General features: G+C 65.8%; 16 protein-coding genes. 9 read left to right on the top strand and 7 right to left on the bottom strand.

Going from position 1 to position 15,088, the window contains the following annotated elements:
* Positions 1-5: 5 nt before the first annotated feature.
* Positions 6-1,151: an acyltransferase family protein gene (locus ACNQVK_RS09025; RefSeq protein WP_418029248.1), complete on the bottom strand. Its 1,146-nt coding sequence runs from the start codon at positions 1,149-1,151 to the stop codon at positions 6-8.
* Between the two features lie 256 nt (positions 1,152-1,407).
* Here ACNQVK_RS09025 and ACNQVK_RS09020 point away from each other — a divergent pair, with 256 nt between their 5' ends.
* The 4 genes from ACNQVK_RS09020 to ACNQVK_RS09005 are packed head-to-tail and all read left to right on the top strand — an operon-like array spanning position 1,408 to position 5,858.
* Entirely contained in the window at positions 1,408-3,771 is a 2,364-nt protein-coding gene (locus tag ACNQVK_RS09020) for a xanthine dehydrogenase family protein molybdopterin-binding subunit (RefSeq protein ID WP_418029247.1), read from the top strand.
* A 2-nt stretch (positions 3,772-3,773) separates the two neighbouring features.
* A complete protein-coding gene (locus tag ACNQVK_RS09015) occupies positions 3,774-4,478 on the top strand; it encodes an SRPBCC family protein (RefSeq protein ID WP_418029246.1) in 705 nt (234 codons plus the stop codon).
* A complete protein-coding gene (locus ACNQVK_RS09010; protein WP_418029245.1) occupies positions 4,475-5,359 on the top strand; it encodes an FAD binding domain-containing protein in 885 nt (294 codons plus the stop codon). The genes ACNQVK_RS09015 and ACNQVK_RS09010 overlap by 4 nt, the downstream gene beginning before the upstream one ends.
* On the top strand, positions 5,352-5,858 hold the full coding sequence (locus tag ACNQVK_RS09005) for a (2Fe-2S)-binding protein (RefSeq protein ID WP_418029244.1): 507 nt from the start codon (positions 5,352-5,354) through the stop codon (positions 5,856-5,858). The genes ACNQVK_RS09010 and ACNQVK_RS09005 overlap by 8 nt, the downstream gene beginning before the upstream one ends.
* Here the strand turns inward: ACNQVK_RS09005 and ACNQVK_RS09000 are convergent.
* From ACNQVK_RS09000 to ACNQVK_RS08985, 4 genes are read right to left on the bottom strand one after another with little or no spacing between them, the layout of a single operon-like run.
* Positions 5,836-6,270, bottom strand: a complete 435-nt coding sequence (locus ACNQVK_RS09000; protein WP_418029243.1) for a YdeI/OmpD-associated family protein — start codon at positions 6,268-6,270, stop codon at positions 5,836-5,838. The genes ACNQVK_RS09005 and ACNQVK_RS09000 overlap by 23 nt on opposite strands.
* Before the next feature lie 11 nt (positions 6,271-6,281).
* A complete protein-coding gene (locus tag ACNQVK_RS08995; RefSeq protein WP_418029242.1) occupies positions 6,282-6,725 on the bottom strand; it encodes a hypothetical protein in 444 nt (147 codons plus the stop codon).
* The gene (locus ACNQVK_RS08990; RefSeq protein ID WP_418029241.1) at positions 6,722-9,580 is read right to left on the bottom strand and encodes an RND family transporter; all 2,859 of its coding nucleotides are present in this window, start codon (positions 9,578-9,580) and stop codon (positions 6,722-6,724) included. Before ACNQVK_RS08990 ends, ACNQVK_RS08995 begins: the two co-directional genes overlap by 4 nt.
* Positions 9,577-10,059, bottom strand: coding sequence for an MmpS family transport accessory protein (locus ACNQVK_RS08985; protein WP_418029239.1), 483 nt, complete (start codon positions 10,057-10,059; stop codon positions 9,577-9,579). The genes ACNQVK_RS08990 and ACNQVK_RS08985 overlap by 4 nt, the downstream gene beginning before the upstream one ends.
* Before the next feature lie 204 nt (positions 10,060-10,263).
* Between ACNQVK_RS08985 and ACNQVK_RS08980 the strand changes: the two genes are divergently transcribed.
* On the top strand, positions 10,264-10,743 hold the full coding sequence (locus tag ACNQVK_RS08980; RefSeq protein WP_418029238.1) for a MarR family winged helix-turn-helix transcriptional regulator: 480 nt from the start codon (positions 10,264-10,266) through the stop codon (positions 10,741-10,743).
* Between the two features lie 64 nt (positions 10,744-10,807).
* Positions 10,808-11,695: an NAD(P)-dependent oxidoreductase gene (locus ACNQVK_RS08975; protein ID WP_418029237.1), complete on the top strand. Its 888-nt coding sequence runs from the start codon at positions 10,808-10,810 to the stop codon at positions 11,693-11,695.
* 67 nt (positions 11,696-11,762) lie between these two features.
* Here ACNQVK_RS08975 and ACNQVK_RS08970 read toward each other — a convergent pair whose 3' ends face one another.
* Together ACNQVK_RS08970 and ACNQVK_RS08965 are read right to left on the bottom strand one after the other, a co-directional pair.
* Complete coding sequence (locus tag ACNQVK_RS08970) at positions 11,763-12,599, bottom strand: SDR family oxidoreductase (protein ID WP_409548367.1); 837 nt, start codon at positions 12,597-12,599, stop codon at positions 11,763-11,765.
* 11 nt (positions 12,600-12,610) lie between these two features.
* Positions 12,611-13,519, bottom strand: a complete 909-nt coding sequence (locus tag ACNQVK_RS08965) for an enoyl-CoA hydratase (protein ID WP_418029236.1) — start codon at positions 13,517-13,519, stop codon at positions 12,611-12,613.
* A gap of 267 nt (positions 13,520-13,786) precedes the next feature.
* On the opposite strand from ACNQVK_RS08965, the gene ACNQVK_RS08960 reads away from it, so the two are divergent.
* The 3 genes from ACNQVK_RS08960 to ACNQVK_RS08950 all read left to right on the top strand — a co-directional run bounded on the left by ACNQVK_RS08960 (position 13,787) and on the right by ACNQVK_RS08950 (position 15,066).
* Positions 13,787-14,173: an intersectin-EH binding protein Ibp1 gene (locus tag ACNQVK_RS08960; RefSeq protein ID WP_418029235.1), complete on the top strand. Its 387-nt coding sequence runs from the start codon at positions 13,787-13,789 to the stop codon at positions 14,171-14,173.
* A gap of 56 nt (positions 14,174-14,229) precedes the next feature.
* Complete coding sequence (locus ACNQVK_RS08955) at positions 14,230-14,568, top strand: hypothetical protein (protein ID WP_418029234.1); 339 nt, start codon at positions 14,230-14,232, stop codon at positions 14,566-14,568.
* A 108-nt stretch (positions 14,569-14,676) separates the two neighbouring features.
* On the top strand, positions 14,677-15,066 hold the full coding sequence (locus ACNQVK_RS08950) for an intersectin-EH binding protein Ibp1 (protein ID WP_273734395.1): 390 nt from the start codon (positions 14,677-14,679) through the stop codon (positions 15,064-15,066).
* Positions 15,067-15,088 lie beyond the last annotated feature (22 nt).

Here is a 15,088-nt window from a genome sequence, read left to right as displayed (position 1 = left end):
GCGTGTCATCGCGCGACCATGGCGTTCTCGCCCTTTTGAACAGACCGCTCTGCCGCGCGTCGGTTCGTAAACCGTCCACCGATGCCGATGCACGGCTTCTCGATCCAGCGGTAGGTGACAAAACTGAACGCGGCGGTACCGGCCACCACCAAGGTGTATCGCAGGATCTCAAGTGGGATCGAAAATTGTCCGGGTGTGATCGCGATATCGACTGCTGACCGGACAAGGGGATGCAGGAGATACATCGAGTAAGCCCATGTACCGAGCGCGACGAGCGGCCGGGCGCGAAGAATTCTGCTCACCCAACGCGGACCGACGATAAGGCCCGGCATCAGAAGCACTACCGCGTAGGAGAACGGCACGTCCACAGTGCCTGGGACGTCGACAAGAGCCTTCACCAAGATGGCACCAACCAGGATGCTCAGGAAGACGCCGGGTCTCGCAAGTTGGGCAACCAGGCGATACGACGTCGCCTTGAACATCAGGAGGGCGAGGATGCAGCCCAGGATCAGCGGGATGAACACGACCGAATAGTTCGAGGGCCAGACAACCCACGCTGCTGTCATCACCGCCGCGAGGCTGACTGCGAACCAGAGCCGAGCACGTTCGAAAACCGGAGCGATGAGAGCGAAGGCGACGAGTGGCCACGCCAGATAGAACTTCTCCTGTACCGCAAGGGTCCAGGTGTGGCCGAATGTCGCCCCAGACGCAAACTCATTCTGGAAGGTCAGAAAGTACACAAATCGCTGCCACCAATTACCGGGGTTCTCCGCGAATCCGGCCACTACGAGCCCGCTGAACAACAACAGGGCGAAGAAATAGACGGGGAGCAGGCGGAAGGCGCGGCGGACGTAGAAGCTCTCCCAGTCGATGCGCGAATGCTCACTGTGTTCCCGAAGGAGCAGGAGAGTTATGAGAAAGCCGCTGTTGACGAAGAAGATCGGCACACCCGTACCCGGGACGTTGCCCCACATGGGATCGCGCATATGGCCGGCAATGACGAAGAGGATCGCCACGGCCCGCAGGCCGTCAATCTCCCTGATGCGCCTTTCGGCGCGGAATTGATCGAATGACAGGCGAGGCCCGTGAAGTGCGGCCCGTACCAATCGGAGTGTCGCTGGGCGTCGTTCAGATGTCGTCGCCGATTCCATATATCCCCTCAGTCGACGCTCAAGTCTAGAGGGGCGGGCAGCAGCTCGACTTGTCGCGCGACAACCAGACCGGGGTGGCCAGGCAGCGCTACCGTCGCCCGGTACAAGCCGGCGACCCCCATTTTCATGCGGAAATGGCGCTCTCATCTTCAGGCATATCGACTTCCGATGTACGATAATCACACTCTTGAGGTGGCAATCGCAGCCCTGGTGGCCACCTACTTACGCGCAACACCACACCGACTGGAGCGACCCTATGGCGTCAGCCGTACCGGAGACCGTCGCAACCCGCTACGCCGGCAGGCGGGTCGAGCGGGTCGAGGACACCCGCCTGCTCACCGGACGCGGCACATACGTCGACGACATCAAGCGGCCCGGCATGCTGCACGCCTGCTTCGTCCGCAGCCCCTACGCACGCGCGAAGTTCACCGGTATCGACGCCGCAGCAGCCCGGGCGCTGCCCGGAGTGCACGCCGTGCTCACCGCCGCCGACCTCAACCCCGAAGTCAAAGAGGCGTGGCATGCCGTCGCGGGCAAGGACGTCCCCGACACCCCACGGCCACCACTGGCCGAGGGTGAGGTGAAGTTCGTCGGCGATCCCGTGGCGCTCGTCATCGCCGAGAACCGCTACATCGCCGAGGACGCGGCCGACCTGGTCGACGTCGACTACGAGCCGCTGCCTGCGATCGCCGATTTCCGTCAGGCACTGACCTCCGAGGTGTCGGTCCACGAGGCATTCCCGGACAACAACGCCGGCGGGATGGCCGGCATGCCGCCCGACGAGGAAGTCTTCGGCGCCGCGGCGCACGTAGTCAAGGAACACATCTACCAGCAGATGCATGTGCCGGTGCCGATCGAGACGCGTGGCATGGTCGCGGAATGGGCGGCCACGGGTACCGCCGCGGGCGAGTTGACCATCTGGGCCTCCACCCAGACCCCGCACGAACTCCGGGCGTTCGCGGCCCGCCTGCTCGGAATCCCGGCGCAGCACGTGCGGGTCATCATGCGCGACACCGGCGGCGGATTCGGCCAGAAGGTCGTGCCGATGCGGGAGGACATGTGCATCATGCTGGCCGCCCGCAAAGTGGCGACCGCGCTGAAGTGGATCGAGGACCGCCGCGAGAACCTGATGTCGGCAGGTCAGTCCCGTCACGTCGACGGCGACGTGCGCATGGCATTCGACGACGACGGTGCCATCCTGGCTGCCGACATCGACTTCATCCAGGACGTGGGTTCCTACCCGACCCCGTATCCGGTGCTGACCACCGCGGCCATCGGCATGTTCTTTCCCGGCCCGTACCGGGTGCCCAAGGCGAGCTTCAGCTACAAGACCGTGTTCTCCAACACCGCGGGCCTGCATGCCTACCGCGGACCGTGGCAGTACGAAACCCTCACCCGCGAAATACTTCTCGACATCGCCGCGCGGAAGATGAATATGGATCCCGTCGACCTGCGGCGCAAGAATCTGCTGCGCCGCGACGAGATGCCGTACTTCAACCCCAACGGCATGCCCTATGACCACGTCGCCCCGATCGAGACGTTCGAGCAGGCGGTGAAGATCCTCGACCACGAGGGCTTCCGCAAGGAGCAGGCCGAGGCACTGGCCCAGGGCCGCTATCTCGGACTGGGCTTCTCGGCCTACATCGAGCCGACCGGCGCCGCCACCGGCCACCTGGCCAGCGAGGGCTGCACCATCCGGATGGAGCCGACCGGCAAGATCAACGTGTACGTCAACGGCGGATCCACCGGAAACAGCCTGGAAACCACCGTTATTCAGCTCACCGCCGATGCGCTGGGCGCCGACATCGACGATGTCGCCACCATCCAGGGCGATACCGCGGTGACGCCTTACGGCGCAGGCACCCAGGGCAGCCGCAGTGCCCCGATGACGGCGGGTGCGGTCAACGAGGCCGGCACCATCCTGCGCAACCAGCTCGTCGCGATGGCCGCGGCCCGACTCGGGGTCGAGGAGTCCGAGATCGAGCTCGGCGGATCGAAAGCGCTCGTGCGCAGCGATCCCGAGAAGAGCGTGAGCTTCGCCGATCTGGCCTTCCGCGCTCACTACGAGCCGCAGATGTTGCCGCCGGGCATGTCGGCGAACCTGGAGGCCACCGCCCGCTACACCGCGCCGCCGACCGCCCCGATCCATTGGGCCAACGCCACCCACGCCTGCACGTGCGAGGTCGACGTGGTCACCGGACACGTCACCCTCACCCGCTACATCGTCAGCGAGGATGTCGGCCCGATGATCAACCCCAACGTGGTCGAGGGCCAGATCGCCGGTGGCACCGTCCAGGGCATCGGCGGCGCGCTGCTGGAGAAGCTGTCCTACGACGACGCCGGAAACCCCTTGTCCTCAACATTTGTCGACTATCTGCTGCCCACCGCCACCGAGGTCCCGACGATCGAGTACGGCCACGTCGAGATCCCCGGCCCCGGCGTCGGCGGCTACAAGGGCGCGGGTGAGGGCGGCGCCATCGGCTCGACGCCCGCGGTCATCAACGCCGTCAACGACGCGTTGGCCCCGCTCGGCGTCACCTTGACCACGCTGCCCGCCACCCCGGCGGCCATCGTCGAAGCCATCGAACGCTCGCAGGCGTCAACAGGAAGGGGCCACTGATCGTGGAGCTCAACAACGAATTCCGGGTCGCGGTACCTGCGGCGAAGACCTGGGAGGTGCTCACCGACGTCGCCCGCGTCGCGCCCTGCCTACCCGGTGCCACCCTGCTGAGCGTCGACGGCGACGACTTCACCGGTGCGGTCAAGGTGAAGGTCGGCCCGATCACGGTGTCCTACAAGGGCGACGCGACGTTCCAGGAGAAGGACGCGGCGGCGCAGCGGGTGGTCCTCAAGGCCAACGGCAAGGAGACCCGTGGCAACGGCAGCGCATCGGCCATCGTGACCGCCCAACTGAAAGACGAGGGCGCCGACTCCACACTGGTGGTGGTCACCACCGATCTGGCCATCTCCGGCAAGGCCGCCCAATTCGGCCGCGGCGTGCTGGCAGATGTGGCCGGCAGCCTGATCGACCAGTTCGCCGGCAGCCTGGAGGCCGAACTTCTGGGCGGGAAGGCTCCGGTGGCCGAAACAGGTTCCGCCGCAGGATCACCCGAGCAGGCACCTCAGGAGGCCGCCCCGATCAACGCGCTCGCACTGGCCAAGGTGATGGCGGTGCCGATGGCCAAGCGGTTCGCGCCGGCCATCGGCGCGGTCGCGGCCGCAGGCGTGCTCGGCTTCCTGTTCGGCCGAGCGGGTCGCAACAAGCGCAAGAGCAGCGGGCTGACCACCGAGGATCTGCACGCCGCGCTGCTGCGGTTGGTGTCATGAAGCCCGCACCCTTCGCGTATCACCGGCCCGCCACGGTCACTGAGGCGGTGTCCATGCTCGGCGAGTACGGCGAGGACGCCAAGATCCTGGCCGGCGGGCAGAGCCTGGTGCCGATGCTGGCCATGCGCCTGACCCACTTCGAGAACCTGATCGACATCTCGCGGCTGTCCGAGCTGAACGACATCACGCTGCAGGGCAACGAGGTTCGGATCGGCGCGGCAACCCCCCACGCCATGGTCGGCCTGGACGACGAGGTCGCCGATTCGGTGCCGCTGCTGACCCTGGCCACGCCGCACATCGGGCACTTCCAGATCCGCAGCCGCGGCACCCTGGGCGGCGCCATCGCGCACGCGGATCCGGCAGCCGAGTACGCGGCGGTCGCGTTGGCGCTCGACGCCACGATCGAGGCCACCTCAGCGCGTGGCACCCGCCAGATCCCGGCCGCCGAGTTCTTCACCGGTCTGTGGGAGACCGCACTGGCCTCCGACGAGATCCTGACGGCGGTGCGCTTCCCGGTCGCCTCGGGGCGAAGCAGCTTTGGGATCGCCGAATTCGCCCGACGCCATGGCGATTTCGCGATCGCCGGCGCGGTGGTCGGATTCGAACTCGATGAGGACGACCGGATCAGCCGCTGCGGCATCGGCCTGCTCGGGCTCGGGTCCACACCGCTGCGGGCCGCTCCGGCCGAGACCGCCGTGATCGGCACCCCGATCGGCGGCATCCCCGCCGACGAGATCGGCCGGCTGGCGATGTCCGAGCTCACCGACATTCCTTCCGATCTGCAGGGCTCGGCGTCATACCGGGCCCGGGTCGGGGCCGCCATGGTGTCCAGAGCCTGGACCCAGGCGATCACGCACGCCGAGGAGGCCCTCAATGCATGAACTGCCGGTTGCGGTTTCGGTCAACGGGTGCGGCTACCAGGGTGTGGTCGAGCCGCGGGTGACGCTCGCCGATTTCCTTCGGGACAACTGTGGTCTCACCGGGACCCATCTCGGCTGCGAGCACGGCGCCTGCGGTGCCTGCACGGTCCTGCTGGAAGGGCAGGCGGTCCGGTCCTGTCTGGTGTTCGCGGTTCAGGTGGACGGTCAGGAAGTGACCACGGTCGAAGGTATCGCCGCCCCGGACGGTCAGCTGTCTCCTGTTCAGGCCGCGCTCAAGGAGTGCCACGGCCTTCAGTGCGGCTTCTGCACACCGGGATTCGTCACCTCGATCACCGCGATGCTGCGCGATAACCCGAATCCCAGCGACGAGGAGATCCGCGAGGGCCTTTCGGGCAACTTCTGCCGCTGCACCGGCTACCAGGGCATCGTCAACGCGGTGCACCGGGTCTGTGAGCATGCGGAGACCGACGCCGAGCTCAAGCCTCTAGCTCAGCAATGACTTTCGCGATGCGCCGGGCCCGGGTATCGGCGGCCTTGGCGCCCTGCACCGACGTCACGTGCGCCTTCTGCTTGCTGTAGGAGAGGCTGTCCCACTTCGCCGCAGCGCCCGGTGACTCAGCCAACGCGGCCCGCAGGTCGTCTGGAGCCTCCACGGTGCGTGGTTCGGTGTCGACCGTCAGATCGACGTCGATGGCGTCGCCGCCGCCGATCCCCGACTCGGTGCGACGCTCGGCGCTGAACGGAATCAGAAACCTGCCGCCCATCGGCGCGATCGTCGACCGATATCGGTAGCCGTTCACGTCGACCACCACGGCAGGGCGCTTCCCCGCTCCGAGCGCGTCCACGACCTCGGCGGGAACCTCGATACCGGTGTTGTTGCCGTCCTGGAACATCGTCGTCGAGAACTTCATACTTCCCGAATCTAAGCGGTCGAAGCCACCTCGGCTGCGGGCAGCCGTCGTTTGAGTCGCACGCTCCTGAGTATCTGGACGGCCATGTTGGTGGAGGTCAGCATCGGGAACACGCCTAGGAACGTTCGTTCCGAAGGGGTATGCCCATGCAACTGTTCGAGACTGCCGAAGACGTAGAAGCATCCGATGCAGAACAGAGTGGCCGGAACGGCGAACGCCAGGACGCTGCCACGGACGGAGAGCACTTCACGTGCCAGGCTCAACTCATCGTCCGAGAGCGCGTCTCGGTTGCGGACCTTGCGCAAAGTCTCCGGCAGGACGCCGATGTCGAGCTTCGACGTGACATGCGGTTTGCCCATCGACCGCCTCGTGAACACGAACGCGATGATCGCGAACACCCAGATCAATGAGAAGAAGACGATCGACAGCACGCCGAAGAGAGTCGAGGTCGTCACGTCACACCCCCGCTTCCTGCCGCTGCGGCAGCTGGCCGACCTGCGCGCTGCCGCAGTGGACGCTGCCGGATGAAGGTGGGCCACCAGAACCACGGTCCGAGCATGCGTAACAGGCACGGCACGATGAACGACCGGACGATCAGGGTGTCGAGCAACAGACCTATGCAGACCGTCGAACCCACCTGACCGATGGTGCGCAGATCGCTGATCAGCATCGCCAGCATCGTGAACGCGAACACCAAACCCGCGGAGGTCACCACGCCGCCGGTGCTGCCGAGCGCCCGGATGAGCCCGGTGTTCAACCCGGCGCCGGTTTCCTCCTTGACGCGGGAGATCAACAGCAAGTTGTAGTCCGAACCGACCGCGACCAGGATGATGAAGGTCAGCGGCAGCACCAGCCAGTGCAGATGCAGGCCGATCAGGTGCTGCCACACCAGTATCGACAGCCCGAACGCGCCGGCATAGGAGAACGCCACCGTGCCGGGAATGACGAAGGCCGCCACCAGACTTCGGGTCAGGTAGAGCATGATCAAGAAGATCAGCACGATCGCGGCGATCGCCACGATCAGCAGATCGGAAGCCGCATAGGCCTTGATGTCCTTGTTGTTCGACCCCGCGCCGCCGATGTAGATCTTGGCGCCCGCCAGCGACGTTTCCTTGAGCGCCGCCTTGATCGCGTCCGGGAACTGCTCGACGTGGTCGATCCCTTCCGGCCCCATCGCGTTGCCCTCATGGGTGACGATGAAGCGGGCGGCCCTGCCGTCCGGCGACATCATCAGCTGCATACCGGTCTTGACGTCCTCGTTGTCGAACGCCTCCCTGGGGATGTAGAAGAAGTCGTCGCTTCGGGATTGGTCGAAGTCGTTGCCCACGTTGATCAGATCGAAGAACGTCTGATCGGTCTGCGTGGACTGCAGGTGCGCGGGCCCGTAGTTGTTGGTGATCACGCCCAGCAGGGACCGGCTGTCGGCCATCATCCGCTCCAGCTGCGAGATCATCTGCGGCAGCAGCCGGTCGATGGCCTCGAACGACGTGACGGCGTCGGCGATCTGCGCGTCGAGGCTGTCGATGCCGTCCAGCGAGTCGAACAGTGATCGCATCGCCCAGCACCCTGGGATGTCGAAACAGTGTGGCTCCCAGTAGAAATAGTTCTTCAACGGCCGCAGGAAGTCGTCGAGGTTGGAGATCCCGGCATTCATGTCATCGGTGACCTGCTTGAGGTTCTCCAGCGTGAGTACCGTCGAGTGGAGTTCGTCGGACATCTTCCGGGTCAGCCCGATCACCTGCTGCAGCACCGCGACCGAACGCGCCTGGATCTCGGCCTGCTTGTCGGTGTTCTCGTTCTGCTGCTCGGTGAACGGCAGCTGCTGACCGCTTCCGCTGCCCTGGGTGGTGAACAGGTAGGGAATGGTGGCGTGCTCCAACGGCCGGCCCAAGGGGCGGGTGATGCTCTGCACCATGGCGACACCTGGTAATCGAATGAGGCTCTTCGCCACCCGGTCCAGCGAGATGAAGTCCGCCGAGTTACGCATGTCGTGATCGCTCTCGACCATCAGCATCTCGCTGAACAGCTTGCTCTGTGAGAAGTGCCGGTCAGACGCTTCGAAGCCGAGATTGGCCGAACCATCCGCAGGTTGGTAGGCGCGGTCGTCATAGCTGACCCGGTAGGTGGGGACGAACACCGCTCCGATCATCACGACCGCGGAACTGGCGACGAACACGGGCTTGGGCCACCGCACCACGCTCGTCGCGATCCGTCGGTACAGATGCCCCTTGACCGCCCGCTTCGGGTCGAACAGGCCGAACATGCTGCCGAGAGTGAGTATCGCCGGTGCGAGCGTCAGGGCGGCGGCGATGGTGAACAGCATGCTGATGGCGACGGCCGGGCCCATGGTGTGGAAGTAGTCGAGACGCGCCAGACTCAGGCAGTAGCAGGCGCCGGCGATCGTCAGCCCGGAGCCGATGATGATCGGGGCGACGCTGCGATAGGCCGTGTAGAACGCGGCTTCCCGGCTTTCGCCGGCCTGTCTGGCCTCCTGATAGCGACCCAGTAGAAAGATGCCGTAATCGGTTCCGGCGCCCAGGGTCAGCGCCACCACGATGTTCACCGCGAACGACGACAGCGGAATGATGCCGAAGTGTCCGAGGGTGGCGATGACGCCCTTGGCGACGAGCATCTCGATCAGGACGCTGACGAGCGGTACCAGCAGGGTGGAGACCGAGCGGTAGACCACCAGCAGCATGATCACGATGAGGATGATCGTCAGGATCGTGATGTTGTTGAGGCTGGAGTTGGCGATGGTCAGCGTGTCGGAGGCCAGTGGTGCGGCCCCGCTGACGTAGACCTTCAGCCCAGGCGGCGGAGTGTCGTGGGCGATGAGGTCACGGACGGCGTTCACCGACTCGTTCGCCTGGAGCTGGCCGATGTTGCCCGCGAGCCGCAGCAGGACGAATGTCGCCTTCCCGTCGACGCTTTGGGCCCCGGCCGCAGTGATCGGTTTGCCCCACAGGTCCATGACGTACTGCACGTGCTCGGGATCCTGCTTGAGCCGGTTCATCAGGTCGTCGTAGTAGCGGTGGTCGCCGTCGTCGAGCGGCCGGTCGGCTTCCAGCACCAGCATCGTCAGGCTGGTGGAGGTGGACTCTTGGAACTTCTCACCGATCCGCAGCATCGCGACCTGCGACGGCGCGTAGCTCGGGATCATCGAGCCGGCGAGTTGTTCGGCGACGCGTTCCACCTGCGGGATGAATGTGTTGGTGCTGACGGCGAGAAGAGCCCAGAAGACGATGATCGGCACCGCCAACACGCGTACGGCTCGCGCGACGGCCTGTCCGTCCGCCCGGTGTGCGCTCACGCGGACTTCACCCGGCAGGTGACGTCGGCTTCGGCATGGGTCGACGATTGTTCGTCGCGCACAACGTCGTTCACCAGCATCCGGCACCCCACGTCGCCACCGGCGACCTGTGCCGAGATGCTGCCCGACACCACGGTGAGCGTCGTCGTCTCCGTGTGTGTCCACGGCAGCTCGGTGATGTCGACCTTGTGCGGATGGCCGTTGATGTCGACGTAGCTCAGCATCCCGCCCCTGCCGACGGTCCCGAACAACTCATAGGTGAGGCGCTTGGGGGTGAACTGCTCGGGCGCCTGCGCGGTCAGCACGGACGGGACAGGTCCCGGCTCGGACATCTGATGCACCTTCCAGACGGCCACCGAACCGACACCGAGCGCGATGACGGTGACCAAGGGGAGCCAGCCCTTCTGCAGGAAAGTTCCGCCTCGTGGGCGCCGGGTCGTCCGGTCGCCTGGCCCACTCGCGGGTTGGTCCACGATCATGACGGCTAGATATATCGCATATAGGAACTATCTATCAAGCCCTTCGGCCGTCGATTCAAAACATACGGCGAGTCTGTGACTTCGCTGTATGCCGCTAATTGGCAACAGAGACTGGCAGTTGGCGCTCGAAGGCGCACCAGATGAGGCCGGGCCCACCCTCCTCAGTTCCGTCGTATTACTTCCTACACGTGATATAACTATCTCGTGAGCGATACGCCGAACAGCAGAGTGGAAGCGATCTCGGCCTTGCTCGTCTCGAGCGCTGATCTGATGTGGCGACATCTCGCTGACCGCAAAGGCCTGAGTGCGAGCGCAACACTCGTTCTGGTGCGCCTGAACCGCGAGGGGCCCATGAGGGTCACCGCACTGGCGGAGGCGGAAGGTGCGAGCCAGTCGGGCATGACCCAGCTTGTTCAGCGACTGGAACAGCAGGGGCTGGTGGAGCGGTGCGACGATCCCGACGACGGACGGGCATGCCTGGTCAAGGTCGGAGAAGGGGGCCGGCAGCTGTGGGAGGAGCGCGCCGACATCCGCAAGCGGCGCATCGCCACGCTCCTGGCCGGACTGCCGGATGACGACCAGGTGACACTGTGGCTCGCCGCACAGGTCGCAGCGCGGCTGCTCGACCAGATGCGCGAGATCGCCGATACGCCGGAAGACGCCGAATCCGAGGGCGTTGCCTGACCGGACGGCCGCCGAGACCCTCGTCTTCCGCCGGAGTTCGAACCAACCCGGTAAGAGTGGAGTCATGAAGATCGGATTCATCGGCCTGGGCAACATGGGTGCGGCCATGGCCGCCAACCTGCTCAGGGCCGGTCACGAGGTCACCGCGTACAACCGCTCCCCCGACAAGGTGGCCGCACTGGCCGCCAAGGGAGCACGACCTGCCGCCTCGGTGGCCGACGCCTGCAAGGGCGACGTCGTCGTCACCATGCTCGCCAACGACGACGCGGTGAAGGCGGTGACCTTCGGCGACGACGGCATTCTCGCCTCGCTGCCCGAAGGCGCCATCCACGTCTCGTCGTCGACCGTCAGCACCGCATTGGCCGAACACCTCACCGAAGCGCATGCCACCGCCGGCCAGGGTTTCGTCGCCGCCCCGGTGTTCGGCAGGCCCGAGGCCGCCGCGGCCGCCAAGTTGTTCGTCGTTGCGGCCGGCGCCCCGGCCACCGTCGAGAAGGTGTCGCCGGTTTTCGATGCCATCGGGCAGCGCACATTCGTCCTCGGCGAGGACCCTCAAGCCGCGAACCTGGTCAAGATCAGCGGCAACTTCCTGATCGCCTCGGTGATCGAATCCCTGGGTGAGGCAATGGCGCTCGTGAGCAAGGCGGGGGTGGACAAGCAGCAGTACCTGGAATTGCTGACCTCGACGTTGTTCGACGCCCCTGTGTACCGCACCTACGGCGGGTTGCTGGCCCGCGAGGAGTTCACCCCGGCCGGGTTCGCCGCCACGCTGGGCCTCAAGGACGTCAAGCTGGCGCTGAGTGCGGGCGAGGAGCTACAGGTGCCGCTGCCCGTCGCGAGCCTGCTGCGCGACCGTTTCCTCACGCTGCTGGCCACCGGCGGCGCCGAACTGGACTGGTCGGCGGTCGGTGCGCTCAGCGCGTGGGAGGCCGGAGCGGACCACCCCGCCTAGAAACGCGTCAGCGCCGGGGATTGCGGCCGCGTGGTGACCGCAATCCTCGGCGCAACGGCTTTCCGGTCTAGTCGGCGGCGACCACTCCGCGCAGTCCGTCGACGCCGTAGAGCGGTTCCAGCATTCCCGAGATGTCCGGGCCACGGCGCAGGGCGTGCCCGCCGTCGACACCGATGGCCTGACCGGTGATCCACCCCGCGGCGTCGCTGAGCAGGAACACGGCCAGGTTGGCGATGTCCTCGACCTCACCGAAGCGCGGCATCGGCGTGCAGGCCTCGTAGTCGTCTCGGGCAGCCGGGAGCTCGAAGACGGGACCGACCATCTCGGTGCGGGTCAAGCCGGGCCGAATGCTGTTGAACCGCACCGAGGACGGCCCGAGCTCGTCGGCAGCCAGCTTGAGCAGATGGTCGAACGCCGCCTTGCTCACGCCGTATGCGCCGAACCACCGGTGGGTGTTGCTCGACGCGATCGAGGAGATGCCGACGAACGAGCCGCCACCACCACGGACCATCTCCCGACCCGCGTGCTTGATCAGGTACATCGTGCCGTTGACGTTGAGATCGACGGTCTGGCGCCACAGTTCGGAGTCGATCTGCGTGATCGGTCCGATGGTCAGCGAACCACCGGCACTGTGGACCACACCGTGCAGCCGGCCGTGCCAGGCAGTGGCCGCGTCGACCGCGCGGCGAACCTCGTCCTCGTTGGTCACGTCAGCGGGTTCGTACCGCACCGATCCGGGCCCCTGCGCACCGAGCTCGTCCGCAGCCGCGCTCAGCTTGTCGGCATTGCGCCCGATCAGCAGGGCATTGCCGCCTGCCGCGACGATGCCGGCCGCGGCACCCTTGCCGATGCCGCTACCGCCACCGGTGACCAGGTAGGTGCGATCCTTCAACGACAGTTCCATTTGCGTCATCCTTATGGTGTATCGCGCCGGGCCGGTTTCGGGGCCCCCAGCGTCCGCCAGTCGGGAACATCGGGTGGCATACCTACCGGCCAGCGGTTCTCGTTGGCCGACGCCCAGTGCGCGTGCCCGAGTTCGTGAATGTGGAATGCATGGCGCAGCGCTTCGGTGAAGCCCATCGCGTCGCTGGCCGCGTTGACAGAATCCTTGACCAGCAAGGCCGCCATCGTCGGCCGCTCGGCGATGCGCCGCGCGAATTCCAGTGTCTTGTCTTCGAGTTCGTCGCGCGCGAAGACCTTGGACACCATGCCCAACCGGTACGCCTCATCGGCGTCGATCGAATCACCGGTCAGCAGTAGCTCTTTGGCCTTGCGGGCGCCGAACTCCCACGGGTGGGCGTAGTACTCGACGCCCGGCATCCCCATCCGCACCCCGACCACGTCGCTGAACTTGGCGTCGTCGGCGGCCACGATCAGGTCGCAGGCCCAGATCAGCATCAGGGCCGCCGAGATCGCATTACCCTGCACCTGGGCGATGGTGATCTTGCGCAGATCACGCCAGCGCCGGGTGTTCTCGAAGTAGAAGTGCCATTCCTGCAAGTAGGTCCGCTCGGTGACGCCGGCGGCGGTGGCACCGTGGGAACGGAAGGTCGGGTGCTGGGTCGGACCGGGTGTGCGCTCGGCGAGGGCCTCTTCGGAACCGAGGTCATGGCCGGCCGAGAAGTTCTTGCCGCGCGCCGCCAGGATCACCACGCGGACCGCGTCATCGGCCTCGGCCCGGCCGAACGCCTCGTCGAGTTGCACCAGCAGGGTTCGGGACTGGGCGTTCTGCGCTTTCGGCCGGTTCAGCCAGATCCTGGCGATGCGCCCCTCATCGAGTGTCTCGTATTCGACCTGACGGGCCTCGTCGTCGGAACTGACCATTTCGGACCACCTCTTAGGCAGGGTAAGTAAGTAACAAACTGCACATTACGTGTATCGGGTAACCGAGCTCACACCGGGATCACAGCTACCACCCAGCTGCTTCACAGCAGAACGCGTGAAGCCGTCGAAACCACCTCGTTCGCAAAGCTATTTTTCCTAGTGAAGGGTAGGATATTGATCACGGGACGACATCATCGACAATCGTCGTCAGACCACTGCGGCCGGGGTCCAGCAAACCTTTTGAGGCCCTGAAGAGAAAGCACCACAATGGCCAACTCCCCGTTCATCGCGCGTCGCTTCGCCGTCGCGGCAGGCATTGCCGTGGCCATCGCTTCAGCCCCCGCCCTGACAGTCCTCGCGATGCCCGTGTCCGGCTCACTCGCCTCCTGCCCCAGCGGGGAAACCGAAGACACCTTCACCAACGTGTGCGTCCCGGATCTGGTGCCGAACTCGCCCAACGCGTTCAGCCCGACCGCGGGCAATCCGAACCTGCCCTCGGTGAACGTGCCCGACGGCGGCGGTTCGATCCCGTGCACCGGCGCCAACTCGGGTGAGTGCATCGGTCTGGCCGAGGAGCAGCAGGCCGAAGGCCCGCAACCGGTCCCGCAGTCGACGGTCGGCAGCAGCCCGACCGTGCACGGCTCCATCGGCTGATACAGCCCCGCCGCAGAGACCGCACAGTAAACCGTCAGCAGTCCTAGACTGCTGACGTGAAATCACGTGTCGCGCTCGTCGTGCTGTCCGTCGCCGGCGCCGGTTGTGCGCTGTCCCTGTGGCTGGGCGCACCGGTCGCACACGCGGCGTGCACTTCCGGCGAGGAAGAGGACGTCTACACGACCACCTGCACGCCATTCCTGGTGCCGAATTCACCGTCGCCGTTCAGCGGAATCCCCGGCAATCCGGATTTGCCGGCGGTGAACCTCCCCGGCGGAGGCGGAGCCATCCCTTGCACAGGCCACAATGCCGGCGAATGCATCGGACTGGCCGAGGAGGACGAGGCCGAAGGGCCACAACCAATTCCGCGGTCAACAATCAGCGCCAGCCCGTAGCAGTTTGGGGCGGTTTCCCAGCCAACTCGTAGATCTGATGCAGATCTCTCACAGCATCCATAGAATCCCACTCAACAAAACAATCGAATACCTAGAGAAAGCGTGACGATGGCGACCTTCCCGATCTCGATGCGACGACTGATCTTTGCCGGCGGATTTGCACTCGCTGCGGCCGCCGCCCCAGCGATCGCCGCGTTCTCCGTACCCGTGTCTTCCGGTCCGGCGATCGCCTGCCCGACGGGCGAAGAGGAAGACCTCTACAGCGGCGAGTGCGTCCCGCACACCGTGCCGAACTCCCCCGGCCCGTTCAGCGCCACCCCGGCCAACCCCGACCTGCCCTCGGTGAACGTGCCCGGCGGCGGCGGCTCCATCCCGTGCACCGGCGCCAACTCCGGCGAGTGCATCGGCCTGGCCGAGGAGCAGCAGGCTCAGGGGCCGCAGCCGGTCCCGGAGTCGACCGTCGGCAGCAGCCCGACCGTGCACGGTTCCATCGGCTGATGGCGTGAGGCGACCGGGGTCC

Origin of the sequence: Mycobacterium sp. 134 (genome assembly GCF_048282715.1) — a bacterium.
GTDB lineage: Bacteria > Actinomycetota > Actinomycetes > Mycobacteriales > Mycobacteriaceae > Mycobacterium > Mycobacterium septicum.
The sequence above is the reverse complement of the archived record's forward strand: the minus strand, read 5'-3'. Positions and strand labels throughout refer to the sequence as shown.

Bases quoted from the DNA above. Each gene is read 5' to 3' on its own strand.
- ACNQVK_RS08960 (WP_418029235.1), top strand. From the start codon at position 13,787: ATGGCCAACTCCCCGTTCATCGCGCGTCGCTTCGCCGTCGCGGCAGGC.
- ACNQVK_RS09000 (WP_418029243.1), bottom strand. From the start codon at position 6,270: ATGAAGTTCTCGACGACGATGTTCCAGGACGGCAACAACACCGGTATC.
- ACNQVK_RS08965 (WP_418029236.1), bottom strand. From the start codon at position 13,519: ATGGTCAGTTCCGACGACGAGGCCCGTCAGGTCGAATACGAGACACTC.
- ACNQVK_RS08975 (WP_418029237.1), top strand. From the start codon at position 10,808: ATGAAGATCGGATTCATCGGCCTGGGCAACATGGGTGCGGCCATGGCC.
- ACNQVK_RS08985 (WP_418029239.1), bottom strand. From the start codon at position 10,059: ATGATCGTGGACCAACCCGCGAGTGGGCCAGGCGACCGGACGACCCGG.
- ACNQVK_RS08970 (WP_409548367.1), bottom strand. From the start codon at position 12,599: ATGGAACTGTCGTTGAAGGATCGCACCTACCTGGTCACCGGTGGCGGT.
- ACNQVK_RS09010 (WP_418029245.1), top strand. From the start codon at position 4,475: ATGAAGCCCGCACCCTTCGCGTATCACCGGCCCGCCACGGTCACTGAG.
- ACNQVK_RS08950 (WP_273734395.1), top strand. From the start codon at position 14,677: ATGGCGACCTTCCCGATCTCGATGCGACGACTGATCTTTGCCGGCGGA.
- ACNQVK_RS09020 (WP_418029247.1), top strand. From the start codon at position 1,408: ATGGCGTCAGCCGTACCGGAGACCGTCGCAACCCGCTACGCCGGCAGG.
- ACNQVK_RS09005 (WP_418029244.1), top strand. From the start codon at position 5,352: ATGCATGAACTGCCGGTTGCGGTTTCGGTCAACGGGTGCGGCTACCAG.
- ACNQVK_RS09025 (WP_418029248.1), bottom strand. From the start codon at position 1,151: ATGGAATCGGCGACGACATCTGAACGACGCCCAGCGACACTCCGATTG.